Origin of the sequence: Lachnoclostridium sp. Marseille-P6806 (genome assembly GCF_964238185.1) — a bacterium.
GTDB lineage: Bacteria > Bacillota > Clostridia > Lachnospirales > Lachnospiraceae > Brotaphodocola.
In genome coordinates this window covers 46,713-70,510 of sequence record NZ_CAXSLG010000006.1, presented here as the reverse complement: position 1 = coordinate 70,510, position 23,798 = coordinate 46,713, and the positions used below count along the sequence as shown (strand labels likewise).

Here is a 23,798-nt window from a genome sequence, read left to right as displayed (position 1 = left end):
ATGTAAAGAGAGAATGGGAAAACCGCCAAAAATAAAAGATAGGTATTGATTTTTACATATCAGATCGCTTATGCTTATTATGGAGCAGGCAGAAAATGCCGCAATTTATAATTACACAGCGAGGTACATAACATGAAACCCTTTAAAGAAGGAAAAGTACGTGAAATCTATGATAATGGTGACAGCCTGATTATGGTTGCTACAGACCGGATCAGTTGTTTTGACGTGATTCTGAACAATGTAGTAACAAAAAAGGGCACAGTACTGACTCAGATGTCCAAGTTCTGGTTTGATCTGACAGAGGATATTCTTCCCAACCATATGATCTCTGTTGATGTAAATGATATGCCTGAGTTTTTCCGGCAGCCGCAGTTTGACGGCAACAGCATGATGTGCAAAAAGCTGAACATGCTTCCGCTGGAATGTATTGTAAGAGGATATATCACAGGCAGCGGCTGGGCCAGCTACCAGAAAACAGGAACCGTCTGCGGCATCAAGCTGCCGGAAGGCCTGAAAGAGTCTGATAAGCTGCCGGAGCCGATTTACACTCCGTCTACAAAGGCTGAGATTGGGGATCACGATGAGAATATTTCTTTTGAGCAGAGTATTGCCCATCTGGAGAAATATTATCCGGGTCATGGTGAGGAATATGCAGTAAAGCTTCGTGATTTTACCATTGCTCTCTATAAAAAGTGTGCGGATTACGCTTTGAGCCGCGGTATTATTATTGCAGATACCAAGTTTGAATTTGGACTGGACGAGAATGGCAATATTGTGATCGGTGATGAAATGCTGACACCGGACAGCTCCCGTTTCTGGCCGGCAGATGGCTATGAGCCGGGTCATGGACAGCCGTCCTTTGACAAGCAGTTTGCACGCGACTGGCTGACTGAGCATCCGGGAAATGACTGGACTCTTCCGGAGGAGATCGTAGAGAAGACTATTGATAAGTATCTTCAGGGATATGAGATGCTGACAGGAAAGAAGCTTCTGTAAAAAATGTTATAGAAATGCTGTTTTGGGAGATACCTTTTTTGCCGGATGTCTGGTGAGAAAGGTATCTGCTTTTTATGTCATAGGAAAGTGAGGCACAAGAACAAAAGAGACGGGGAGGAATTGAGCTTGAATATTCGGTATCTGCTATTGGTGCGGTAGTGATGCAGGGAGCGATCAACAGTCTGGGCAGTGTAGCAGTTGCCGCACAAACAGCAGGAGAAAAAATTCGTCAGATGTTTACACTTCCTATGGAAAGTGTGGGTATGGCGATGGCCACTTATGTGGGGCAGAACTATGGTGCAAAAAAGATTGACCGCATTTATCAGGGAATTCGCAGTGGGTTAACGATTCAGTATAGCTACTGTGCCGTGATCTGGGTTGTTATTTTTGTGATGAAAACACCTTTGGTAGGGCTTGTCTTTAGTGAAACAACAAGTGCAACAGCAACTGGGGCAGTAGAGTATCTGACAGTTATGAGTGCTTTGTTTTTTATTCATGGCTCGCTGATGATTATGAGAAATACACTGCAGGGCTTGGGCTACAGTATGCAGGCAATTATTTCTGGGAGGATCAAAAAGCCGCTGTATATCTGGAATGAACGTCCAGTAAACAGCGGTTTTTTGTATTGTCAGAATTTTTAATTGCGGGTATTCGGTGCGTTATTCCGGATAAATCAGACGTTCATCGTCAATTCCTTCAATAACTTCACAGAGATAGCGATCAGCCAGATATTTTGCCATATTCAGATTCATGTCCAAATAGTTACCGCAGTCTTTGGCACAGGCTCCCGGTACTTCACCTTCAAAATCGCGTATGAAATGGAACATGTCACGCACCAGAGGAACAATATCTCTGGAAGAGTAATCTCCGGCCAAAAGCAGGTAGAAGCCAGTCCGGCAGCCCATGGGGCCGAAATAAATGACACGATCCCGGAACAGCTCATGATTACGCAGGAAAGTAGCTCCCAGATGCTCAATTGTGTGAATTTCTGCAGTATTCATTACTGGTTCAAAATTCGGACGAGTCATGCGAAGATCAAAGGTGGTAATAACAGATTCACCTGCCATATCTTTTCTGGAAACATAGATTCCGGGAAGCAGTTTCAGGTGATCGATAGTAAAGCTTGTGATTTTTTCCATAGAATATAAACCTCCATAGTGTAGTAGTATAGCATAATCTCAAATATTATGAAAGACTAATCTTGTATGTGTGATAGAATCTTACATAAAATTTGAATTTTTACTTTACAGACTGCTGTATCTGTGATAAAATATGTACCAGATTGCATGGGGGTATAGCTCAGCTGGGAGAGCGCTTGAATGGCATTCAAGAGGTCATGGGTTCGAATCCCACTATCTCCATTTACAAATTTTTATTTTATGAGAGCATTGAAAAACTTCCATTTTTGTGGGAGTTTTTTGTTTCATAGGAACATAGGAAATTTAAAGATTTTCCGGATTTTTTCCTGAGACTTCCTATGCCTTTTTATAAATTTTCTTACGCAATTATAAGTTCTAAATCTTCGCAGATCCCCGGTCTTATTTTTTTACCAAATCGAACAAAAGAAGGAAGCCTATCATCCCATTTTTTCACTTGATGTTGAAACAATTTCTACAATTTAGTCCGGTGTGCCATGACATCCTGGAAACTGTCAGAGAAACGTAAGATTCCGGTAAAGCATTGGGGGAGGTTTTGTGGGATAATATATTTGAGAGAAACGGAAAAACGGAATGACTGCCGGGAAGGGAGAAATTAAATGGAGAGCGCCTTTCTTATGAGCAGGGACTGTTTCGTGCCTGGCGTGTGTTTTCTTCTGGGATGGGGTTTGATATTCCTGTTTATAATCTGTTCCGAATGTACAAAAATTATCAGCTCTGCAGGGAGGGGCAGGAGCTGGACTGGGATGAAGAATGTCTGGTGAAGGTTCAGGATGAAAAATGTTTTCGGTGGCTGGTGTTTGTTCTGGTGCAGGGAATGCTTCTGGGGGGCACGGTTCTCGTGGTGCTGCTGGCTCAGGTGGTTCCGAATCTGGGAGCTGTGACAGTTGCGGAATTTGCGGAGAATTATAATGATCTGACAAAATATTTTTACAGCGAACATAAGGAACGGTGCCTGAATAAAAATGGAATGTGGGAGGAAGAGACGTCCTTTTCCGATTCTGTGACTATTGGGGTTGGGAACCGCATGCTTCCGGAGTTTCAGTACCAGACAGAGAATGGGATAGTGACTGCTGTGTCGTTTTCCATAGAGCTTCTGGAACAGAAGGAGCCGGTTTCCGGCTATGAAACGCAGATGGCTCTGGCAGCCCTGTCCTTTGCGGCAGGACGTCAGGGAACCGGGGGATTTCTTCAGAACTTTCGGCCTATACTTTATGAGATAGAAGAGAATGGAAAACGGGACTGGAATTTTTGCACAGAAGATGTGGAGATTTCCTGGAGAAGAGAGATCAAAGGGTATCATGAGGAAGCTTTTTCCAATGGACTGACGGTTTATTTTCCAAAGGAGGATGCAGCGCATACCTGCTACCGGATGGACTTTCAGATGAAGCTGATAAAATAAGACGGGAAAACGGCCTGATTTGGGACAGCGAAAAATCTTCATTTCCTTGATCCTGTTTTTGTGTTATACTGACAGGAAATGATGTGCAGGAGGAAAGAAAGAGTTATGCATGATGATGTTTATCAGATGTATCTGGAAGAAATAGGGATTCTTACACCCTGTACCCCTGAGGAGGAGGCAGTCCTTCTGGAGCGGGTGAAGCTGGGAGATGCAGATGCAAAGAACCGGCTTATGGAAGGAACACTTGGCTATATTGTAGAGCTGGTAAAAGCGTATGAGAATCAGGGTCTGCCTCTGGGAGATCTGGTTCAGGAGGCAAATATGGCTGTAATGATGGCTTTAGGAGAGCCGGAAAGTCTGAATTTTGGAGATTCAGGAGACGTGGAGGGACTGACAGCTTTTCGCAGTTATATTAAGAAACAGGTGGAAGAGGCGCTTCAGACAGCTCTTGCAGAACAGAAAAATTCTGAACAGGTAGGAGAGGAGCTGTTAGCCCGGGTAAATGTGCTGAAGGATATTTCTCAGCAGATGGCAGAGGAACTGGGACGGGAAGCCACAGTAGAGGAGCTGGCCCGGAAAATGAAAATGACAGAGGACGAAATTAAGGATATTATGAAGCTGACTCTGGATGCCATGAGCGTCAGCCCTGATGCAGAGATATAGTACTGCACAGGAATGAAAAAGATTAATTAGATATAGTGATAAATACCATAAGATATATTAATTTTATTTATAATATATCTTGTGGTATTATTTAATTAGGATTGATCATTTTCCGAAACCATCAGGTGAAGTACAGAGAAATCAGGAGGAATCTATGAGCGTAAGACGAGTGTATGTAGAGAAGAAACCGGAGTTTGCCGTTAAGGCTGGTGAACTGCGTGAGGAAATCAGCAGTTATCTGAGCATTGGCACGGTAAGCAATGTCCGGGTACTGATTCGTTATGATATTGAAAATTTGTCCGAGGAGACTTACCGTCAGGCACTGGTGACTATTTTTTCCGAGCCGCCGGTTGATTTTGTATATGAAGAGAATTTTCCAAAGGAAGAGGGAGATACCGTATTTTCCGTTGAATATCTGCCAGGACAGTTTGACCAGAGGGCTGATTCTGCAGAGCAGTGTGTAAAGCTGTTAAATGAAAATGAGGAGCCGGTGATCCGTACAGCGACAACCTATGTCCTGACCGGAGAACTGACTGACGATCAGAGAGAGGCAGTGAAGAGCTTCTGCATCAATCCGGTGGATTCCAGAGAGGCATCTGCAAAAAAACCGGAAACTCTGGTTACTGTGTTTGAGACACCGGAGGATGTTGCTTCCTTTGACGGCTTTACAGAGTTTGGCCAGGAGGATTTAAAGGCTCTTTATGATTCTCTGAATCTGGCTATGACCTTCCGTGATTTTCAGCATATTCAGAATTATTACGCAGAGGAGGAGCATCGCAATCCCACAGTAACGGAGATCCGTGTTCTGGATACCTATTGGTCTGACCATTGCCGTCATACCACCTTTTCTACAGAATTAAAGAATGTAGAGATTACAGATGGCTTTTACAAGGCTCCTATTGAGAATACCTACAACCAGTATCTGGCTGACAGAGAGGTTCTTTATAAAGGCCGTGATGATAAGTTTGTCTGCCTGATGGATCTGGCGCTTCTGGCTATGAAGAAGCTTCGGGCAGAGGGGAAACTGGAGGATCTGGAGGTTTCTGACGAGATCAACGCCTGCAGTATTGTGGTGCCGGTGGAAATCGATGGAGTGACAGAGGAATGGCTGGTAAACTTTAAGAATGAAACCCACAACCATCCGACAGAAATCGAACCCTTCGGTGGTGCGGCAACCTGTCTGGGCGGTGCAATCCGTGATCCCCTTTCCGGTCGTACTTATGTATATCAGGCTATGCGTGTAACCGGCGCGGCAGATCCGACCCGTCCCCTTTCTGAGACCTTAAAGGGCAAGCTGCCTCAGAGAAAGCTGGTAAATGGCGCTGCCAGCGGATACAGCTCCTACGGAAACCAGATTGGACTGGCAACCGGCTATGTAAAGGAGATTTATCATCCGGATTATGCGGCAAAGCGTATGGAGATTGGCGCTGTTATGGGCGCAGCTCCGAGAAAATATGTAAAACGTCTGAACTCTGATCCCGGCGATATGATTGTTCTTCTGGGCGGACGTACCGGTCGTGACGGTATCGGAGGCGCTACCGGTTCCTCTAAGGTTCATACAGAGGCTTCCATTGAAGTTTGCGGCGCAGAGGTTCAGAAAGGAAATGCACCTACAGAGAGAAAGATTCAGAGACTGTTCCGCCGTCCGGAGGTTTCCAGCATAATCAAAAAGTGCAATGACTTTGGTGCTGGCGGTGTTTCTGTAGCGATTGGTGAGCTGGCTGCAGGACTGCAAATTGATTTAGACAAGGTTCCGAAAAAGTACGCAGGTCTGGACGGCACAGAGATCGCCATTTCCGAATCTCAGGAGCGTATGGCTGTCGTTCTGGATCCGGCAGACGTAGAAAAATTCCTGGCATTTTCCGCAGAGGAAAACCTGGAGGCAATTCCGGTTGCAGTAGTAACTGAGGAGCCGCGTCTTGTTATGCATTGGAGAGGAAAAACCATTGTTGATATCAGCCGAGCATTCCTGGATACCAACGGCGCTCATCAGGAAGCAAGCGTAGTTCTGGAAACACCTTCACAGGAGGGGACTCCTTTTGCAAGAAATGATATTGGGGATGTAAAAGAAGCATGGCTGAAGGTGCTGGCTGATCTGAACGTATGCTCTCAGAAAGGCCTTGTAGAGATGTTTGACGGTTCCATCGGTGCAGGAAGCGTATTTATGCCTTACGGCGGAAAATATCAGCTGACAGAGACACAGGCCATGGTTGCCAAGCTTCCGGTGCTGAAAGGAAAAACAGATACCGTTACCATGATGAGCTATGGTTTTGATCCGTATCTGTCCAGCTGGAGCCCCTATCATGGTTCCATTTATGCCGTAATTTCTTCTGTAGCAAAGATTGTGGCAAATGGCGGTGATTACAGCAAGATCCGTTTCACCTTCCAGGAATACTTTAAGCGCATGACAGAGGATGCTTCCCGTTGGGGCGCTCCGTTTGCGGCTTTGTTAGGTGCATATAATGCACAGCTGGGCTTTGGCCTTCCGTCCATTGGAGGAAAGGACAGTATGTCCGGTACCTTTAATGATGAAAAGCACGGTGAGATCAATGTTCCGCCGACCCTGGTTTCCTTTGCTGTAGATGTGGCAAGCAGCAGACATATTATTACTCCTGAACTGAAAAAGGCCGGAAATAAGCTGGTGGTATTCCGCATTGAAAAGGATCCGTATGATCTGCCGGTTTACAGCCAGATTCTGGATGGATATGCAAAGCTTCATGAGGATATTAAGGCAGGACGGATTATCTCTGCGTATGCAGTAGAAGGACACGGACTGGCTGAGGCTGTGAGCAAGATGGCATTTGGAAACCGCATGGGCGTTAAGATTGAGCATAATGTGGATCCGAGAGATTTCTTTGCACCGGGCTGGGGCAACATTGTATGTGAGGTTCCGGACGGCATGGTAGGACAGCTGGCTATTACTTACACTGTAATTGGTGAAGTAACCGACCGCGATGGATTTGAGTACGGCCCTGTTACGATTTCCATGGATGAGGCTTTGAAGAACTGGACGGAGACACTGGAGGATGTATTCCCAACAAAATCCGGTGTAAAACAGACTCCGGTTCAGAATGAGCTTTACAAGGCAGACAAGGTATATGTATGCAGCCATAAGCTGGCTCAGCCGACGGTATTTATTCCTGTATTCCCGGGAACCAACTGTGAGTATGACAGCACCAAGGCTTTTGAGCGGGCCGGTGCAAAGGTTGTAACACGGGTATTTAAGAACATGACTGCTTCTGATATTCGGGAGTCTGTAGAAGAATACAAGAAAGAAATTGCAAAGGCACAGATTGTGATGTTCCCAGGAGGATTTTCCGCAGGCGATGAGCCGGAGGGAAGCGCAAAATTCTTTGCAACCGTATTCCGTAACGCAGTCATCAAGGATGAGATTGAGAAGCTGTTAAATGAAAGAGACGGCCTGATGTTAGGTATCTGTAACGGTTTCCAGGCACTGATTAAATTGGGACTGGTTCCGGAAGGAAAGATTGTAGAGCAGGGGGCAGATTCTCCGACTCTGGCGATGAACACCATTGGCCGCCATATTTCCAAGATGGTATATACCAAGGTTGTTTCCAACAAGTCCCCGTGGCTGCAGAAGGCAGAGCTGGGCGGTGTATACTGCAATCCGGCTTCTCATGGTGAGGGACGTTTTGTAGCAAATGGGCAGTGGCTGAAAACTCTGTTTGCTAACGGACAGGTTGCCACTCAGTATGTAGATGATAAGGGCAATCCGACTATGGATGAATTCTGGAATCCCAATGGCTCCTACATGGCCATTGAAGGAATTACCAGCCCTGACGGACGTATTCTGGGCAAGATGGCCCACTCCGAACGCCGTGGCGATTCCGTAGCCATCAACATTTACGGCGAGCAGGATCTGAAAATCTTCGAAAGCGGCGTAGAATACTATACGCGTTAAGCATGAGCCGTGCGACAAAAAGTCCCCTGGCGCTCCCGTTGTGCTTGCACAAAAGGGAGAGCCAGGGGACTTTTTGTCATAGGGCGAAGCCCGCGACCGAGATGAAGCGAAGCGGAATCGAGGTAGGAGCACGGCGAAGAGAGAGGGCGCCCCCGTTGTGCTTGCACAAAAGAAATTATTTTAAAAAGTGAAAGAAAAATGTAAGGCAAATTAAGAGAATCGTTCTTGAAGTATCTGAATAAAATGATATTATTTAACTGAATTACGATTCAGTAATAGGACAGAAAACGGAGGCAGAATATGAATAAAATTACGAGATTCTTATCTCTGTGCTGCGCAGTGGCAGTTCTGGCTGGTATTTCCGGCGCAGGCGTTTTGTCTGCAAGAGCCAGCACTGATAATGGACAGCCAGCAGAGTCAACGGCAGAAACAGCAGCAGAAACGACGGAAGCACCGGTAAAACCGGCGCCGACAGAATTTGCGCATATTTATGAATGCGCCATTTCCGGCGATCAGATTGTGATAGATGGTCAGATGGAGGGAAGCTTTTCCGATTCTGCTTATTATGATAATTATTTATATTTATTTGAGCAGAAGCCGTACCAGCGTGATTTGAAGGGACGTACCGATTATGCGGCCTGGATCACCAAGGGCGATGCTCTGCATTTTTCTATTCCTTTAAATCACGGCACTCAGTCGGATCGCCTGTATTCCAGCTTTGTAGTAGCAGTTTATGATGGTGAGGAGTATATCCAGGTCAGCAATGAGGTTTATGTAACAAACCCTGAGGTTATGGCCAAGTATACAGAGCCCTATAAAACCGGACAGACGAAAAAGGGACTGCTTATTCAGACAACCCAGACCATGATTGCAGATGCCTTTGAACTGGGAGTAAACCATGTGATTGTCAACATTCCCTTCAGCCATATTCTGGGCAGCGGTATTGATTATACGTATGATGGAAGAACCTACCACTTCAGCAGCGATGTGCTGGCCGTGTATGATGATACCATTCGAAGAATGTCAGAGAAAAACATGACCGTAACAGCGGTTCTTTTAAATGACTGGAACAATGCAACGCCCCAGCTTTATTATCCCGGGGTAACAAGACAGCCAGCGGGTACGGCCAATTATTATGGATTCCATGTGGCGACAGAGGAGGGCTTTGAAACCTTAAAGGCCATAGCGGCATTTTTGACAGAGCGCTACAGCAGTCTTCAGTCCCCCTATGGCCGTGTTTCCAACTGGGTGATTGGAAATGAGATCAACAACCAGCTTTGGAACTACATGGGGCCTATGAGCCTGGAGCAGTATATGGAGGAGTATGTGCGGGCATTCCGTGTATTTTATACAGCGATTCGCAGTACCAGCAGTACCAGCCGGGTGTTCTTTTCCACAGATTATAACTGGCTGCATGAGGCGGACGGCCGTCTAAAATACAATGCAAAGGATGTTCTGGATACCTTTAACAGCATGGTGGTTCCGGGAGGTCCTATGGACTGGGAGCTGGCATACCATCCCTATTCTATTCCTATGGTGGAGCCGGAATTCTGGAATGATGCGGAGACAGGACTGATTAAAAACAATGCCAGCTCTCCGGTTGTCAACATGATTAACCTGAATGTTCTGACGGATTATCTCCAGCAGCCGCAGTTTTTGATGCGGAGCGGAAAGCCACGTCATGTGATTTTATCAGAGCAGGGCTTTACCTCACAGAGTCACAGCCGCGGAGAAGCAGAAGAGCTTCAGGCTGCCGCCATTGCCTATGCCTATTATCTGGCAGACAGCAATCCTTTGATTGATGCCTTTATTATGAGCCGTCAGGTGGACGCTCCTTCTGAGGTGGCTGCCTCCTGCAGCTTTGGACTTTGGTCCTGCGATATGAGCAAGCCCAATGATATTGTTCCTACTATGCGGAAGCAGTCATGGACCGTTTATAAAAACATTGATGACAGAAAACGGACACTGGAGACAACAGAGAAGTATAAAAAATACATTGGAATTGAAAAATGGAGCGATGTGATTCCTGATTTTAAGTGGAAAAGTCAGGAAAAGTAACAGAGAAAATAAAAGAAATCGGAGGGGATATGGAACTGAAAACAGAGCGTCTGTGCCTGCGTCCCATAACCAGGAAGGATCTGAGGGCGGTTCTGGCCTATGCCTGTGACTTAAGCAATGCAGAATATATGGTTTATTATCCGAAAACGGAACAGGAAGCGGTTTCCTATGTGGAAGAAACCGCTTCTCAGTGGGAAGAGGAAGAGCCGATTACCTATGAATTTGCGGTGCTTCTGGACGGAGAGATGATTGGAACAGTCTCTCTCTGGCTGGAAGAGGCTGACGGAGTAGAAATTGGCTGGATTTTAAACCGTCACTACTGGGGCTGCGGCTATGGAACTGAAGCAGCGGCGGCAGTTCTGCGATTTATGTCAGAAGAGCTGGGGATTTCTTCCTGTATCTCGTGCTGTGATACCAGAAATATAGCTTCCGCAAGGATGATGGAGAAGCTGGGAATGAAAAGGATCCTGCAGAGAGCCCGGATTTATGAGGGGCGGGGAGAAGCTGCACAGGAATATGTCTATCAGTGGACTGTCTGAAATTTAAAAATTTCAGACAGTTTTCTTTTTCAGGATCTTGACATACGCCCCTAATTCAAGTATGATTTTCCGTAACAAAATCATACGAGGAGATAACCGATTATGAAAAAGGTAGTTAAGTTTGGCGGCAGCTCTCTTGCGAGTGCCCGTCAGTTCAAAAAAGTAGGAGATATTATTCGTTCAGATAAAGCAAGACGCTATGTGATTCCTTCTGCTCCTGGAAAACGCAGCAGCAAGGATGAAAAAGTGACAGACATGCTATATGCCTGCTATGATGCGGCTTCTACCGGCGGAAGCTATAAAAAGCTTCTGAATAAGATTAAGGATCGGTACCATGAAATTATCAACGGTCTGGATTTGAATCTGAATCTGGATCACGAGTTTGAGAGAATTGAAGAAAACTTTCTTGGCGGCGCAGGCCGTGATTATGCGGCATCCCGGGGAGAATACCTGAACGGTATTGTGATGGCCAACTATCTGGGATATGAATTTATCGATGCGGCTGAGGTAATTTTCTTTGATGATAAAGGCAATTTTGAGGCAGATTTAACCAACCAGGAGCTGGCAGAACGACTGGAGCACGTAGACAGAGCTGTAATTCCCGGTTTTTATGGTTCAAAGCATGACGGCTCGATTAAAACCTTTTCCAGAGGCGGTTCCGATGTGACGGGATCTATTGTAGCTAGAGCCATTCATGCAGATTTGTATGAAAACTGGACAGATGTATCCGGCTTTCTGGTAACGGATCCCCGGATTGTTGAGGATCCTGAGGTAATTGAGACGATTACATACAAGGAGCTGCGAGAGCTGTCCTACATGGGTGCAAGCGTTCTCCACGAGGATGCAATTTTCCCTGTTAGAAAAGAAGGAATTCCGATCAATATCCGCAACACCAATAAGCCGGAGGACAAGGGAACTCTGATTGTAGAAAGCACCTGCAGAAAGCCTCATTATACTATTACCGGTATTGCAGGAAAAAAGGGCTTTTGCGCAATCAATATTGAAAAGGCTATGATGAACGCTGAGGTGGGCTTTGGCAGAAAAGTGCTTCAGGTATTTGAAAAGTACGGTATTTCCTTTGAGCATATGCCTTCCGGCATTGATACCATGACCATTATGGTTCATCAGGATGAATTTGTAGAGTACGAACAGTCTGTAATTGCAGGCATTCATCGTGCAGTAGAGCCGGACAGTGTAGAACTGGAGTCAGATCTGGCGCTGATTGCAGTAGTTGGCCGGGGAATGAAGGCAACCAGGGGAACTGCCGGAAGAATTTTCTCTGCTCTGGCTCATGCCCGTATCAATGTAAAGATGATTGATCAGGGATCCAGTGAGCTGAATATTATCATTGGCGTTAGAAATGATGATTTTGAGTCTGCGATTCGGGCAATTTACGATATTTTTATTACAGCTGAAATTTAAAACAACCGGGAGACAACAGGGGAGAGGCATAATGCCTTTCTTCCGGTTGTCTCTTTCACAAAAAGGAGATTTTCCATGAAAAAGATTCATGGCGCCGGGACGGCAGCGGCGAAGGGGCAAAAAACTGCCGGATCAGAGGCCAGCAGAAAGCATTCTTCCGGGAGGAGGCTTCTTTGTGTCTTGCTTATGGGAGCGGTTCTGGCCGGATGTGCAGGGCCGTCAACCCGTGTGATTGTCCGAAGCGAGACAGGAAGCAATCATGAGCTTCCGGAAGAGATCCCTGTTTTGGAAGAGGTCAATCCCTATTATATTCAGGAGTCTCTGACTGTTTTATCAGAAACGTCCAGGTACGGAGGCAGCAGGGGAGAGAGGGATGCGGTGAAATATATTCAGCAGCTTCTGGGAGATTACGGATATCAGGTAGAAATTCAGAGATTTCGTTACGAAACCGAGTTTGGTGTCCGGACAGGAACGAATGTGGAGGCTGTGCGGGAGGCTTCGTCGAGAGATTCAGATATTCTGGTGATTTGCAGCAACCATGATACTGCAAAGGAAAGTCCCGGAGCCAATAACAATGGTTCAGGAACAGCAGCGTTTCTGGAAACAGCCCGTCTGCTTTCCAGAATTCCTACGGACACAGAGCTGCGGTTTGTCAGCTTCGCCCAGTGCGGAAGAGAGCGGCTGGGAGCCCGCCATTATGTGGAAAGTCTGAGAAAGCGGGAGCGGGAACGGATAGTAGGTGTTGTAGAATTGGATCAGATGGGACATGTGTCAGATGACGAGATGGTTTTGGGAACTGTGGACGGCGGTTCTGTTTACACAGGTGATCTGCTTCGAACAGTATCCAGAAAGGTTCTGGGAGATTCCTGGCCTTATGTCTGCAGAACAGAGGGAAGTATCGGCGCCTTTGTCCGTGACGAGATACCGGCAGTATCGATTTCTCAGAAGTGGAACGGCTATGAAAACGGAACTCCCCTGGATTTGCCGGAGACTGTGGACGTAGAGCAGGTAGCGCAGACTGTTGATGTGATTTGCGGGATGGCTCTTGAAATGATGAGTACAGATACTCCGTCTATGATGGCGAAGGCTCATTCCTACAATGACAGAGATTATGCTTTTGTTCAGAAAAAGGATACGCCTGCCTGGTTTGGAGAAAGTCCGGAATTTGTTCAGACAGAAACCGGCAGAACAGGAATACTGAATGGAATCAATACGGATGCATCTGGGCGGCAGGTAGAAAAATATCAGTTTCGCATGAAATGGTTTGATGTAGACCAGATTATCCTGACGGATTATTATTTTACTGATGGAGGGCTTTCTCTTATTTCATTGGAGGGGGAAGAGGCAGGCATTGAGTTTGATGATATGAAAGAGCGCATTACGGAGCTTTATGGAGAGCCGATAGGGGAAAACAGTGGTCCCAATGGAACGGAATATGACTGGACAGATCCGGTTTATCACAAATTTTTTGCACTGATTCCGGAAACAGAGGGTTATGATCTGGAAATCAGGGAATACTGGACAGATAAGACGGTCTATGAACAGCGCAGTCCCAAAGGACAGATCCTGGCCTCGGAAAAAGAGGATCCCCGCTGCGATGTGCTTTCTGACCTGATTTTCGATATTCTTCCGGAAGATGGGGACGAAATCATAGAATCTGTAAGCTATTATACAGATGGGATCGGCGGCAGCGCCGGATATGTGGAATATGGGAATGAAAATGCAGACGGAACCAGCATGAGCGGTATTGACGGGGAAGGAGGGCAGGAAAACAGCCGTTTTTACTGGAGGATGTCTGTGGATTTGGAGGATGCTCTGGACAGGACAGGAAACTGGAGGAACAGGACGGAAACCATACGGATGTTTACCGGCCTGTACGGGGAAATTCTGGAGCAGTCTGCGATTTTGAAGCAGGAAGACGGCTCAGAGCAGGAAACCTATGGAGCTGCCTTTGCGGCCAGGTTTCCTGAAGCAGAAGAGGAGCCGATTCCCGAAGCAAAAAAGCAGCCTCAGGCACCGGTAACAAGAGTCGGCGTTGCGCCTGGGGAAGCAGGTGAGGAAGCGGCGCCGCCGGATTTCAAAACAGCATTTCAGATGTACGTGCTGGCAGAACGGTCGGAAAAGGCACCGGAAAGCTGGAGCATCCGGATAGATTTTTTCCGTCAGTTTGAGGAGCTGGAGGCCTACCGCAGCCGGGTACGGACAAATCTGAATATGCCTTCGGAGGTAGGAGCGTATGCTGGAGAAGATTGATTTATCGAGAAAGGCAGAAAAAGAGGTTTACAGACAGGCAAAGGAAACCTATGGTCCTAGGCTGGGCTTGGCTCAGAGAAGGCTGAAGGAGGCAGGGATTCCGGTATTGATTCTGTTTGATGGAATGGATGCCGCCGGGAAGGGAACGCAGATTAACCGGCTAATTCAATTTCTGGATCCTCGGGGCTTTGATGTGTATGCCAGCAGCCGGGTGACAGAGGATGAAGCCATGCGCCCGTTTCTGTGGAGATTCTGGACACTGACGCCGGAAAATGGCCGTATTGCGGTTTTTGATCGAAGCTGGTACCGAAAGGTGCGTGAAGACCGTTTTGAGGGCAGAACGGCGAAAAAAGAGCTTGCAGAGGCATTCCGTGACATTTGCTCTTTTGAAAAGCAGCTTACGGACAGCAAGGCTGTGATTATCAAGCTGTTTCTCTATATTTCCAGGGAGGAGCAGAAAAAGAGGTTTAAAAAGCTGGAGGAGTCTGGAGAAACGGCATGGAGAGTGACGAAAGAAGACTGGAAACGGAATGAGGACTATGACAGATATCTGAAGATCAACGAGGAAATGCTGGAGCGGACAGACACAGAGTATGCGCCCTGGACAATTATTGAGGCAACCGATAAGTCCTATGGTGCTATGAAGATTTTAAAAACCGTGACGGAAACTCTGGAGGATGCTCTTGCAAAGACGGCAGAGGAGGAACGGCTGAAGGAGGAGAAAAAGAAGGCGGCAGAAACGCTTCTGAAGGCTGGTGAAAATCCGGCAGAGAACAGCAGGTATCAGAACGGGGTTCTTTCAGGTATTGATTTATCTAAGACCATGACCCGGGAGACTTACAAAAAAGAAATTGATCGGCTTCAGAAAAAGCTGGAGCTGCTTCACAGTGAGCTGTACCGGCTGAGAATTCCGGTAGTTCTGGGCTTTGAAGGCTGGGATGCAGGCGGCAAGGGAGGTGCGATCCGGCGTCTGACCAGCCATCTCGATCCCAGAGGCTACCAGGTATGTCCGACAGCAGCGCCCAATGATATCGAAAAAAAGCATCATTATCTGTGGCGTTTCTGGAATCATATGCCAAAGGCCGGCCATATTGCCATTTTTGACAGAACCTGGTATGGGCGGGTTATGGTGGAGCGGATTGAAGGCTTTTGCAGGGAAGAGGAGTGGCGGCGTGCCTATCAGGAGATCAATGAGATGGAGTCTCATCTGGTTAATGCAGGCGCGGTAGTTCTCAAATTCTGGCTGCAGATTGACAAGGATGAGCAGAAGCGCCGGTTTGAGGAACGGATGCGGATTCCGGAAAAGCAGTGGAAGATTACAGATGAGGACTGGAGAAACCGGGAAAAATGGGATCAGTATGAGCTGGCTGTCAATGAAATGCTGGTTCGAACCTCTACCACCTATGCCCCGTGGATTGTGGTAGAAGGGAACTGCAAATATTATGCCAGAGTCAAGGTTTTGCGCACAGTGGTAGAGGCTCTGGAAAAGAAAATTGCGCAGGTAAAACAGGAAAAACAGTAACTGTTCAGAAAGAAGCCGTACCGCAGAAACGGGCAAGTGCCCGCTGGGGAAGGCAGGTATGAAAACGGGAGGAGAAAATACAGATTATGAGTCGGGTTGCAGTGATAGGAGGCGGAGCAGCCGGAATGCTGGCGGCCATTGCGGCGGCAGAACACGGCCATCAGGTGCAGCTTTTTGAGAAAAACGAGAAGCTGGGGAAAAAAATATATATTACAGGAAAGGGACGGTGCAATGTTACCAACGCCTGTGATACAGAGGAGCTGTTTGCAGCGGTTGTGCACAATCCCAAGTTTCTTTACAGCAGCTTTTACAGCTTTACAAACCAGGATATGATGGAACTGGTGGAAAGAAACGGCTGCCCCCTGAAATCAGAACGGGGCGGACGGGTATTTCCTGTTTCAGATAAGTCATCGGATGTAATCCGGGCGCTGACTGTGTGTTTAAAGAATGCAGGAGTTCAGGTAAGGCTTTATGAGGAGGTAGATTCTGTAGAAACCAGAGATGGAAGGGTGTCTGGTATTCGTCTGAAAAAAACAAGAGAGATAGTTTCGGCTGATGCAGTGATTGTGGCTACGGGAGGTCTTTCCTATCCCTCTACAGGCTCTACAGGAGACGGGTACCGGTTTGCGGAAAAAACGGGACATACGGTAACCGATCTGTCTCCGGCCCTGGTTCCCTTTGAGACTGCAGAGCCAGTGGGAAGGGATTTGCAGGGACTTGCTCTGAAGAATATACAGGCAAAGATTCTGAAGGGAAAAAAGGTTCTTTATGAGGAGTTCGGGGAAATGCTGTTTACGCATTTTGGAGTCAGCGGGCCGGTGCTGCTGTCAGCCAGCAGCTACGGAGCAGCGCAGCTGAAAAAGGGGCCGCTGACGCTTTCTTTAGACTTAAAGCCAGCGCTTTCGGAGGAACAGCTGGATGCCAGAATTCTCAGGGATTTTGAGGAGCAGAAAAACAAACAGTACAAAAATTCCCTCTCCCGTCTTCTTCCGGCAAAAATGATTCCGGTGATTGTGGAAAGAAGCGGTATTGATCCCGATAAAAAAATCAATGAAATTACAAAAGAGGAGCGTCGGCGGATCGTGCAGGCTGTTAAGGATTTCAGGCTGACCTTGACGGGGCTCAGAGGCTACAAGGAAGCGATTATTACTCAGGGAGGCATTTCCGTCCGGGAAATCAATCCGTCTACCATGGAGTCAAAGCTGGTAAAGGGTCTGTATTTTGCAGGTGAGGTTCTGGATCTGGATGCGGTGACAGGCGGATACAATCTTCAGATCGCCTGGTCTACAGGACATCTGGCAGGAATCTCTGTGGAATAACAAAGGCGCCTCAGAGGCCGTTGCCAGGGATTTCAGAGACTTACAGAATGCATCATAGACGCGAAAAAAGAGAATACATAACAGACAGCATAAAGGAGCAGATCAAGAATTATGGAGCAGAAATCATTTAATATTGCAATTGATGGTCCGGCTGGCGCCGGAAAAAGCACCATTGCCCGGCTGGCGGCAAAACGGCTGGGATTTGTCTATGTGGATACTGGTGCCATGTATCGGGCGATTGCCCTGTATTTTTTAAGAAAGGGAATTCGTCCTGAGGATGTGCAGACGATTGCCAGTCTGGTTCAGGGCGCGGAAATTACGATTCGCTATGTAGACGGAACCCAGCAGGTTATTTTAAACGGGGAGGATGTGTCAGGACAAATCCGCACAGAGGAGGTTGGAAACATGGCTTCTGCTACCAGCGCCATTCCGGCAGTGCGGGCTCATCTTCTGGAGCTTCAGAGAAACCTGGCGGCCAGCGCCAACGTAATCATGGACGGCCGTGACATTGGAACCTGCATTCTTCCGGATGCGGATGTAAAGATTTTCCTGACGGCCAGCACCTCTGTTCGTGCCATGCGCCGGTACAGAGAGCTGCAGGAAAAAGGAATGATGTGTAATCTGGAAGAAATTGAGCAGGATATTATTGAACGGGATGCCAGGGATATGAACAGGGAGACGGCTCCTCTGAAGCAGGCGGAGGATGCCATGCTTCTGGACAGCTCTGACATGACGCTTGAGCAGGTGGTGCAGGCTATTCTTGAGGCGGCCTTTTCCCGCGGACTTGCACCTGGCTCACAAAAAGCCTCTGACCATGCAGATTCCGAAGCCGGACAGACAAAGGAGGAAGTCTGATGGAAGTGATTGTTGCAAAGACAGCAGGCTTCTGTTTTGGAGTCAAGCGGGCTGTGGAACAGGTTTACGAGCAGATTGAAAAGGCAGAGCGCCCGGTTTATACCTTTGGACCCATTATTCACAACGAGCAGGTAGTGGAGGATCTGGCGCAAAAGGGCGTCCGGGTAATTGACACAGAAGAGGAACTGGAAGCGGTTCGCGATGCGATTGTGATTATCCGCTCTCATGGAGTTGGAAAGCATATTTACGATCTGCTGGAACAAAACGGCGTTACTGTGGTAGATGCCACCTGTCCTTTTGTTAAAAAAATCCACAGGATTGTCCAGGAGCAGCAGGCGGCGGGCCGGCGGGTCATCATTGTGGGGAATCCTGATCATCCGGAGGTACAGGGGATCCGGGGATGGGGAGATGAGGGCACTTTGGTGGTAGAAAACGCAGATCAAATCGAGAATTTGCCGGTTTCCACAAAGGATAAGCTGTGCGTTGTGGCCCAAACGACATTTAATTACAATAAATTTCAAGATTTAGTTGAAAAATTTGAGAAAAAGGGTTATGATATACTTGTTTTAAATACGATTTGCAATGCAACACAGGAAAGACAAGTGGAAGCTAAGCGTATTGCTTCTGAAGTGGACGCTATGATTGTAATAGGAGGCAGAAATAGCTCCAACACACAGAAACTCTACGAGATATGCCGAAAGGAATGTAAGAACACTTACTTTATCCAGACACTAGGCGATTTCAACCCTGAATGTGTGAATTCTGTGCGCAGCGTAGGTATTACAGCGGGGGCATCTACCCCCAATCAAATTATTGAGGAGGTTCATACTAATGTCAGAATTAAGTTTTGAACAAATGTTGGAGGAATCATTAAAAACCATACGTACAGGAGAGATTGTCACTGGTAAAGTAATCGATGTGAAAGATGATGAAATCGTCCTGAATATAGGTTATAAGTCTGACGGTATTATTCCGAGAAGCGAATATACCAATGATTCCAACGCAGATTTAAGAAATCTGGTACAGGTTGGCGACGAGATGGAAGCCAAGGTAGTAAAGGTAAACGACGGCGAGGGCCAGGTTGCTCTGTCCTATAAGAGACTGGCTGCCGACAAGGGCAACAAGAGACTGGAAGAGGCATTTGAGAACCATGAGGTTCTGACTGCAAAGGTTGCACAGGTTCTGGACGGCGGTTTAAGCGTTCTGGTAGACGAGGCCAGAGTATTTATTCCGGCAAGTCTGGTATCTGATACTTACGAGAAGGATCTGACCAAATACGCTGGTCAGGAGATCGAGTTCGTAATTACTGAATTCAATCCGAAGAGAAGAAGAGTGATCGGTGACAGAAAGCAGTTGATGGTTGCTAAGAAGGCTGAGATGCAGAAAGAGCTGTTCGAGAGAATCCACGTTGGTGATACCGTAGAGGGCGTGGTAAAGAACGTAACAGACTTTGGTGCATTTATCGATCTGGGCGGAGCAGATGGACTGCTTCATATTTCTGAGATGTCCTGGGGACGCGTAGAAAACCCGAAAAAGGTATTTAAAGCTGGCGAGCAGGTACGTGCTCTGATTAAAGATATCAGCGGCGAGAAGATTGCTCTGAGCCTGAAGTTCCCGGAGGAGAATCCTTGGGTAAAGGCAGCAGATAACTATGCTGTGGGCAACGTAGTAACCGGTCGTGTTGCACGTATGACTGACTTCGGTGCATTTGTAGAGCTGGAGCCGGGTGTAGACGCTCTGCTTCATGTATCTCAGATTTCCAGAGAGCATGTTGACAAACCGGCAGACGTACTGAGCATTGGTCAGGAGATTGAGGCTAAGGTTGTTGATTTCAACGGCGAAGACCACAAGATCAGCCTGAGCATGAAGGCTCTGCAGGCAGCTCCTGAGCAGGCAGATGTTGCAGACGTTGACATTGACGCTGTAGCAGATGCAGAGTAAAACCCATAAGGTTTGAATAGGATAAGATAATAAGGATTTTTCAGGCGGGATTTTCGTAAGAAAATCCCGCCTCCTTTTGTAAGGACTGTTCTCCGATTGCGGAGCTTTATGAACACAAAAGAGAGGCGGTAAAGGAAAAAAGCTGTGTCTGATTCCGACTACCTGCGGGAACGATATCAGAACCCGGGCTAAGGCGAAAGCGGCAGCAGGCTCAGACGCAAGAATGAACGGCTGTGAGCTTCCGGTAATTATCAATTCCGGAAGCGGAAATCAGGGGATTACGGTTTCTATTCCGGTGATTGAGTATGCAAAAGAAGTGGGAACAGATGGGGAGCACCTCCTTCGGGCTCTGGCACTTTCCAATCTGACTGCAATTCATCAGAAAACAGGTATCGGCACCTTGTCTGCCTACTGCGGAGCAGTCAGCGCGGGAGCGGGGGCAGGAGCAGGAATCGCTTATCTTTGTGGGGGAACCTATGAGGAGGTTGTTCATACAGTAGTGAATGCGCTGGCGATTGTATCCGGAATTGTCTGCGACGGGGCGAAGGCATCCTGCGCGGCCAAGGTTGCTTCTTCTGTGGACGCAGCGATTCTGGGCTACAATATGTATAAGCGAGGACAGGAATTCCGCCGCGGAGACGGAATTGTGATGCAGAATATCGAGGAAACGATCCGGGGAATTGGCCGACTGGGAAAAGACGGTATGAAAGAAACAAATGAAGAAATTATCAAGTTAATGGTTGGAGAATAAGCATTGACAGGGGGTATCCGTTTTTGGACGGATACCCCTTTTGTGTTATGAAAAAATCACGCAATTCTATATTGACATATAATATTATATGCTGTATAGTATTAGTAACAGGATATTATATAACATATAATATCGCCTGAGAAACAATATGAGATGAAGGATAATGCACAGAAAGGCGGGCCGGATATGATTTTTAATACAGGAGCAGCGCTTTTGGATGCCATTGTGCTGGCAGCTGTGTCCAGGGAGAAGGAAGGGACATACGGATATAAGATTACCCAGGATGTACGGGAAGCGATTGATATTTCTGAATCAACGCTGTATCCGGTGCTGAGGCGGCTGCAGAAGGAAGCGTGTTTGGAAACGTATGATATGGCCATTGATGGAAGAAACAGAAGATATTACCGGATTACGGAAAGCGGGAGACTGCAGCTGAATCTTTATCGGAGTGAATGGCATGTGTATTCTGAGAAAATATCCAGAATCCTTGAGGAGGCTAAGGTATGAGAAGAGCAGAATTTATGAAAGAGCTGGAATACCTGCTGCAGGATATTCCCGATGAGGAAAAGGAAGAGGCACTGGCTTATTATCGGGATTATCTGGAGGAAGCCGGTGATGAAAATGAAGAGCAGGTGATCCGGGAATTTGGAAGTCCGGAACGGGTTGCAGCGATTATTCGAAGCGATCTGGACGGCAATCTGGAAAACGGAGGAGAGTTTACAGAATCTGGGTATCAGGACGAGCGTTTCCGGGAACCGAATTACCAGGTTGCTAAGCGGATGGATTTGCCAGAGAAGAGTGCCTGGCAGCAGGAAGGAACTCATTGGCAGGAAGGAAGTTCCAGGCAGGAAAACAGAGGATATTCTGAAAACTGGAAGCAGCAGGACTTTAGGGACAGAATGTGGCTGAAGCGTCTTTTAAAGGTAGGACTTCTGCTGGTGATTCTGGGAGTGCTGGCTCCGATTTTACTGGGAGCAGGCGGAACCGTTCTGGGGATTTTGCTGGCAGCAGCGCTTCTTCTGGCTGGAGCTGTGGTTCTGATTGGAGTTCTTACAGTGACAGCTTGCCTGGGTGCAGCAGCTCTTCTGGTATGGGGAGCCGGTCTGATGTTTACAGAACCAGGAACAGGCATGATGGTTCTCGGAGCTGGTGTTGGAGCTCTGGGATTGGGGCTGATTGGAATTGTACTTTCTGTTCTGATTTATGGAAAATTTCTTCCCTGGTGCATTCGCGGTTTGGTTAATGGCATCAGCAGTCTGATCCATAGAGGAAAGTGGTGCGGACAGAAGGGCTGAAAAATGGAAAGGAGAGGAAGCCTTTGAAAAAATGGATGATAGGACTGGCGGCGGCTGGCGGAGTTTTCTGTCTGGCAGGAGTGGGAATGATTGCAGCTGGTGTTATGATGTATGGAACCGGGGGAAGACAGGCACCTCCCTGGCTTGTCCGGATTGAGGAGGATTTTTCAGCTGTTTCGGAGGAGCTGGAGGAAATTCCTGAGTGTCCGATGGAAATTGCCGCAGGAGATACCGGATCTGGGGACAAGTCAGAAGGTGCAGGCACTGCAGGAACCGCAGGCGCAAATGAGAACGCAGGGAATTCGGAAAGTGTCAAAACAGAGAGTTCGATTCCGAATGGTCAGATTTATGAAAATGTAAGGAGCCTGGAGCTGGAAACTGTGAGCGAACAGGTGCAGATAGTGGAAACTGAGGACCTGGAAGAAGGGCAGATTCAGGTGGTTCAGAGTGGAGATGGAGCAGATTATCGCGTTTATCAGGAAGGAAGAGAATTAAAAATTCGCCTGCCGCGAAATATTAGCAGAAATACCGCAGGGAACCTCAAAATGAAAGCGCTGGTGATTTCCATTCCCGTTTCCTATGAATTTGATCAGATAGAGCTTGAACATGTGGCAGGAAGCCTTTATGCAGAAAGACTTTTTGCCAGAGAGCTTTCTGTGGAGATGATTTCTGGAACAGCAGATATTGCCGGAGGCAGTGTGAAGGAACTGGAGATTGAGTGTATATCCGGAAGCTGCCGATGCATGGCAGCTGCAGAATACAGCGCTTCGGTGGAAAATATTTCCGGAGATACCAGTATTTGTCTGGCAGGAGCAGAGGATGATTTTGATTATGAAATTGAGGCTGGAGGCGGCAGTATTTATTTTAATGGGGAAGAGCAGAGGGCTTTTGAGAACAGCTGGAAGGAGAGCCATTTGAACTATCATACTGGCCGGGAGGTGGAGCTTAGCTGCGCCAGTGGAACAATTACGGTAGAATATGAGTGACTGTTCAGGAGGGCATCTTCTCGTCCGGCAAAGCCGGACAAGAAGCATCGGAGACAGTTACCAAAAAATAACAGAAATCAGGAGGAAAAGACATGGATATGAACAGAAAGCTGTATCGCTCAAATACAAACCGTATGATTTGCGGTGTATGCGGAGGAATTGGAGAATACTTAAATGTGGATCCTACGCTGGTTCGGTTGATCTGGGCCCTTGTGGCCTGCTCCGGAGCAGGCGTTGTGGCATATTTGCTGGCGGCAGTTATTATCCCCCAGGATCCGGGAAGCAGCTATTAAAGAAAACAGATATCAGCTTGGTGCAGAAAATGTTTTAAATCGGTAAAAACCGTATGAAATCAGAACATACAGGGCATACTCTTAGAAAATCATAAGGAGGATGCCCTGTTTTATGTCTAAGAATAAGAATAAACAACCATTTGACTGGAAAAATATGACACCGGAGGAAAAACTGAAATTTGAGATTGCAGAGGAGCTGGGCCTGAAGGATCGGGTTTTAGAGGGAGGCTGGAAATGTCTGACCTCTAAGGAAAGCGGGCGAATTGGAGGACTGATTGCCAGAAGGAAGCGGGAGTGGAAGCATTTGTCAGAGCAGGAACGTTCGGAGGAGCATTTGAAAAAAGAGAATGGTTAAGGGAAGCTGCGGGAGATGACTGGTACTTGTCAAATGCTCTGAAATTTTTTATAATGGGAAACGAATGAA

General features: G+C 47.2%; 19 protein-coding genes, 1 tRNA gene and 2 pseudogenes. 21 read left to right on the top strand and 1 reads right to left on the bottom strand.

Annotation, left to right across the window (positions count from 1 at the left end; genetic code table 11):
* Window positions 1-129: 129 nt before the first annotated feature.
* Window positions 130-996: pseudogene (locus ACESON_RS09125) on the top strand (phosphoribosylaminoimidazolesuccinocarboxamide synthase); the annotation flags it as partial.
* A gap of 161 nt (window positions 997-1,157) precedes the next feature.
* Window positions 1,158-1,637 (top strand): MATE family efflux transporter, encoded by a 480-nt coding sequence (locus ACESON_RS09120; RefSeq protein ID WP_373109404.1) that lies wholly within the window; start codon window positions 1,158-1,160, stop codon window positions 1,635-1,637.
* An 18-nt stretch (window positions 1,638-1,655) separates the two neighbouring features.
* Here the strand turns inward: ACESON_RS09120 and ACESON_RS09115 are convergent, their stop codons facing one another.
* The gene (locus tag ACESON_RS09115; RefSeq protein ID WP_177959437.1) at window positions 1,656-2,135 is read right to left on the bottom strand and encodes an S-ribosylhomocysteine lyase; all 480 of its coding nucleotides are present in this window, start codon (window positions 2,133-2,135) and stop codon (window positions 1,656-1,658) included.
* Window positions 2,136-2,284: 149 nt separating this feature from the next.
* On the opposite strand from ACESON_RS09115, the gene ACESON_RS09110 reads away from it, so the two are divergent.
* From ACESON_RS09110 to ACESON_RS09020, 19 genes and pseudogenes are all read left to right on the top strand, one after another.
* A tRNA-Ala gene (locus ACESON_RS09110) sits at window positions 2,285-2,357 on the top strand.
* A gap of 457 nt (window positions 2,358-2,814) precedes the next feature.
* The gene (locus ACESON_RS09105; protein WP_373109401.1) at window positions 2,815-3,555 is read left to right on the top strand and encodes a hypothetical protein; all 741 of its coding nucleotides are present in this window, start codon (window positions 2,815-2,817) and stop codon (window positions 3,553-3,555) included.
* 105 nt (window positions 3,556-3,660) lie between these two features.
* Window positions 3,661-4,218 carry a sigma-70 domain-containing protein gene (locus ACESON_RS09100; protein WP_177959439.1) on the top strand — a complete coding sequence of 186 codons (558 nt, stop codon included), beginning with the start codon at window positions 3,661-3,663 and terminating at the stop codon, window positions 4,216-4,218.
* 154 nt (window positions 4,219-4,372) lie between these two features.
* Window positions 4,373-8,140 (top strand): phosphoribosylformylglycinamidine synthase, encoded by a 3,768-nt coding sequence (locus ACESON_RS09095; RefSeq protein WP_373109399.1) that lies wholly within the window; start codon window positions 4,373-4,375, stop codon window positions 8,138-8,140.
* Between the two features lie 300 nt (window positions 8,141-8,440).
* On the top strand, window positions 8,441-10,198 hold the full coding sequence (locus ACESON_RS09090; protein ID WP_373109398.1) for a DUF5722 domain-containing protein: 1,758 nt from the start codon (window positions 8,441-8,443) through the stop codon (window positions 10,196-10,198).
* Between the two features lie 29 nt (window positions 10,199-10,227).
* Complete coding sequence (locus tag ACESON_RS09085; RefSeq protein WP_373109396.1) at window positions 10,228-10,737, top strand: GNAT family N-acetyltransferase; 510 nt, start codon at window positions 10,228-10,230, stop codon at window positions 10,735-10,737.
* Window positions 10,738-10,839: 102 nt separating this feature from the next.
* Entirely contained in the window at window positions 10,840-12,159 is a 1,320-nt protein-coding gene (locus ACESON_RS09080; protein WP_373109395.1) for an aspartate kinase, read from the top strand.
* Window positions 12,160-12,234: 75 nt separating this feature from the next.
* Window positions 12,235-14,412, top strand: a complete 2,178-nt coding sequence (locus ACESON_RS09075) for a M28 family peptidase (RefSeq protein WP_373109392.1) — start codon at window positions 12,235-12,237, stop codon at window positions 14,410-14,412.
* The gene (gene pap, locus ACESON_RS09070) at window positions 14,396-15,934 is read left to right on the top strand and encodes a polyphosphate:AMP phosphotransferase (protein ID WP_373109391.1); all 1,539 of its coding nucleotides are present in this window, start codon (window positions 14,396-14,398) and stop codon (window positions 15,932-15,934) included. Before ACESON_RS09075 ends, pap begins: the two co-directional genes overlap by 17 nt.
* 86 nt (window positions 15,935-16,020) lie before the next feature.
* On the top strand, window positions 16,021-17,253 hold the full coding sequence (locus tag ACESON_RS09065; RefSeq protein ID WP_373109390.1) for an NAD(P)/FAD-dependent oxidoreductase: 1,233 nt from the start codon (window positions 16,021-16,023) through the stop codon (window positions 17,251-17,253).
* A gap of 111 nt (window positions 17,254-17,364) precedes the next feature.
* The gene (gene cmk / locus ACESON_RS09060; protein WP_373109389.1) at window positions 17,365-18,108 is read left to right on the top strand and encodes a (d)CMP kinase; all 744 of its coding nucleotides are present in this window, start codon (window positions 17,365-17,367) and stop codon (window positions 18,106-18,108) included.
* On the top strand, window positions 18,108-18,959 hold the full coding sequence (gene ispH / locus ACESON_RS09055) for a 4-hydroxy-3-methylbut-2-enyl diphosphate reductase (RefSeq protein WP_373109387.1): 852 nt from the start codon (window positions 18,108-18,110) through the stop codon (window positions 18,957-18,959). Before cmk ends, ispH begins: the two co-directional genes overlap by 1 nt.
* Window positions 18,940-20,049, top strand: coding sequence for a 30S ribosomal protein S1 (gene rpsA / locus ACESON_RS09050; protein WP_373109385.1), 1,110 nt, complete (start codon window positions 18,940-18,942; stop codon window positions 20,047-20,049). The genes ispH and rpsA overlap by 20 nt, the downstream gene beginning before the upstream one ends.
* A 166-nt stretch (window positions 20,050-20,215) precedes the next feature.
* Window positions 20,216-20,800: pseudogene (locus ACESON_RS09045) on the top strand (L-serine ammonia-lyase, iron-sulfur-dependent, subunit alpha); the annotation flags it as partial.
* Between the two features lie 186 nt (window positions 20,801-20,986).
* Window positions 20,987-21,307 (top strand): PadR family transcriptional regulator, encoded by a 321-nt coding sequence (locus ACESON_RS09040; RefSeq protein ID WP_373109384.1) that lies wholly within the window; start codon window positions 20,987-20,989, stop codon window positions 21,305-21,307.
* Window positions 21,304-22,095: a DUF1700 domain-containing protein gene (locus ACESON_RS09035; RefSeq protein WP_373109382.1), complete on the top strand. Its 792-nt coding sequence runs from the start codon at window positions 21,304-21,306 to the stop codon at window positions 22,093-22,095. Before ACESON_RS09040 ends, ACESON_RS09035 begins: the two co-directional genes overlap by 4 nt.
* Window positions 22,096-22,118: 23 nt before the next feature.
* Window positions 22,119-23,081 carry a DUF4097 family beta strand repeat-containing protein gene (locus ACESON_RS09030; RefSeq protein ID WP_373109381.1) on the top strand — a complete coding sequence of 321 codons (963 nt, stop codon included), beginning with the start codon at window positions 22,119-22,121 and terminating at the stop codon, window positions 23,079-23,081.
* 98 nt (window positions 23,082-23,179) lie between these two features.
* Complete coding sequence (locus tag ACESON_RS09025; protein WP_373109598.1) at window positions 23,180-23,374, top strand: PspC domain-containing protein; 195 nt, start codon at window positions 23,180-23,182, stop codon at window positions 23,372-23,374.
* Window positions 23,375-23,486: 112 nt separating this feature from the next.
* On the top strand, window positions 23,487-23,729 hold the full coding sequence (locus tag ACESON_RS09020) for a small, acid-soluble spore protein, alpha/beta type (RefSeq protein WP_373109380.1): 243 nt from the start codon (window positions 23,487-23,489) through the stop codon (window positions 23,727-23,729).
* Window positions 23,730-23,798 lie beyond the last annotated feature (69 nt).

Coding starts and splice junctions, on each gene's coding strand:
- ACESON_RS09120 (WP_373109404.1), top strand. CDS start 1,158: ATGCAGGGAGCGATCAACAGTCTGGGCAGTGTAGCAGTTGCCGCACAA.
- ACESON_RS09105 (WP_373109401.1), top strand. CDS start 2,815: ATGGGGTTTGATATTCCTGTTTATAATCTGTTCCGAATGTACAAAAAT.
- ACESON_RS09080 (WP_373109395.1), top strand. CDS start 10,840: ATGAAAAAGGTAGTTAAGTTTGGCGGCAGCTCTCTTGCGAGTGCCCGT.
- ACESON_RS09075 (WP_373109392.1), top strand. CDS start 12,235: ATGAAAAAGATTCATGGCGCCGGGACGGCAGCGGCGAAGGGGCAAAAA.
- ACESON_RS09065 (WP_373109390.1), top strand. CDS start 16,021: ATGAGTCGGGTTGCAGTGATAGGAGGCGGAGCAGCCGGAATGCTGGCG.
- ACESON_RS09020 (WP_373109380.1), top strand. CDS start 23,487: ATGTCTAAGAATAAGAATAAACAACCATTTGACTGGAAAAATATGACA.
- rpsA (WP_373109385.1), top strand. CDS start 18,940: ATGTCAGAATTAAGTTTTGAACAAATGTTGGAGGAATCATTAAAAACC.
- cmk (WP_373109389.1), top strand. CDS start 17,365: ATGGAGCAGAAATCATTTAATATTGCAATTGATGGTCCGGCTGGCGCC.
- ACESON_RS09035 (WP_373109382.1), top strand. CDS start 21,304: ATGAGAAGAGCAGAATTTATGAAAGAGCTGGAATACCTGCTGCAGGAT.
- pap (WP_373109391.1), top strand. CDS start 14,396: ATGCTGGAGAAGATTGATTTATCGAGAAAGGCAGAAAAAGAGGTTTAC.
- ACESON_RS09100 (WP_177959439.1), top strand. CDS start 3,661: ATGCATGATGATGTTTATCAGATGTATCTGGAAGAAATAGGGATTCTT.
- ACESON_RS09085 (WP_373109396.1), top strand. CDS start 10,228: ATGGAACTGAAAACAGAGCGTCTGTGCCTGCGTCCCATAACCAGGAAG.
- ispH (WP_373109387.1), top strand. CDS start 18,108: ATGGAAGTGATTGTTGCAAAGACAGCAGGCTTCTGTTTTGGAGTCAAG.
- ACESON_RS09040 (WP_373109384.1), top strand. CDS start 20,987: ATGATTTTTAATACAGGAGCAGCGCTTTTGGATGCCATTGTGCTGGCA.
- ACESON_RS09025 (WP_373109598.1), top strand. CDS start 23,180: ATGAACAGAAAGCTGTATCGCTCAAATACAAACCGTATGATTTGCGGT.
- ACESON_RS09090 (WP_373109398.1), top strand. CDS start 8,441: ATGAATAAAATTACGAGATTCTTATCTCTGTGCTGCGCAGTGGCAGTT.
- ACESON_RS09095 (WP_373109399.1), top strand. CDS start 4,373: ATGAGCGTAAGACGAGTGTATGTAGAGAAGAAACCGGAGTTTGCCGTT.
- ACESON_RS09115 (WP_177959437.1), bottom strand. CDS start 2,135: ATGGAAAAAATCACAAGCTTTACTATCGATCACCTGAAACTGCTTCCC.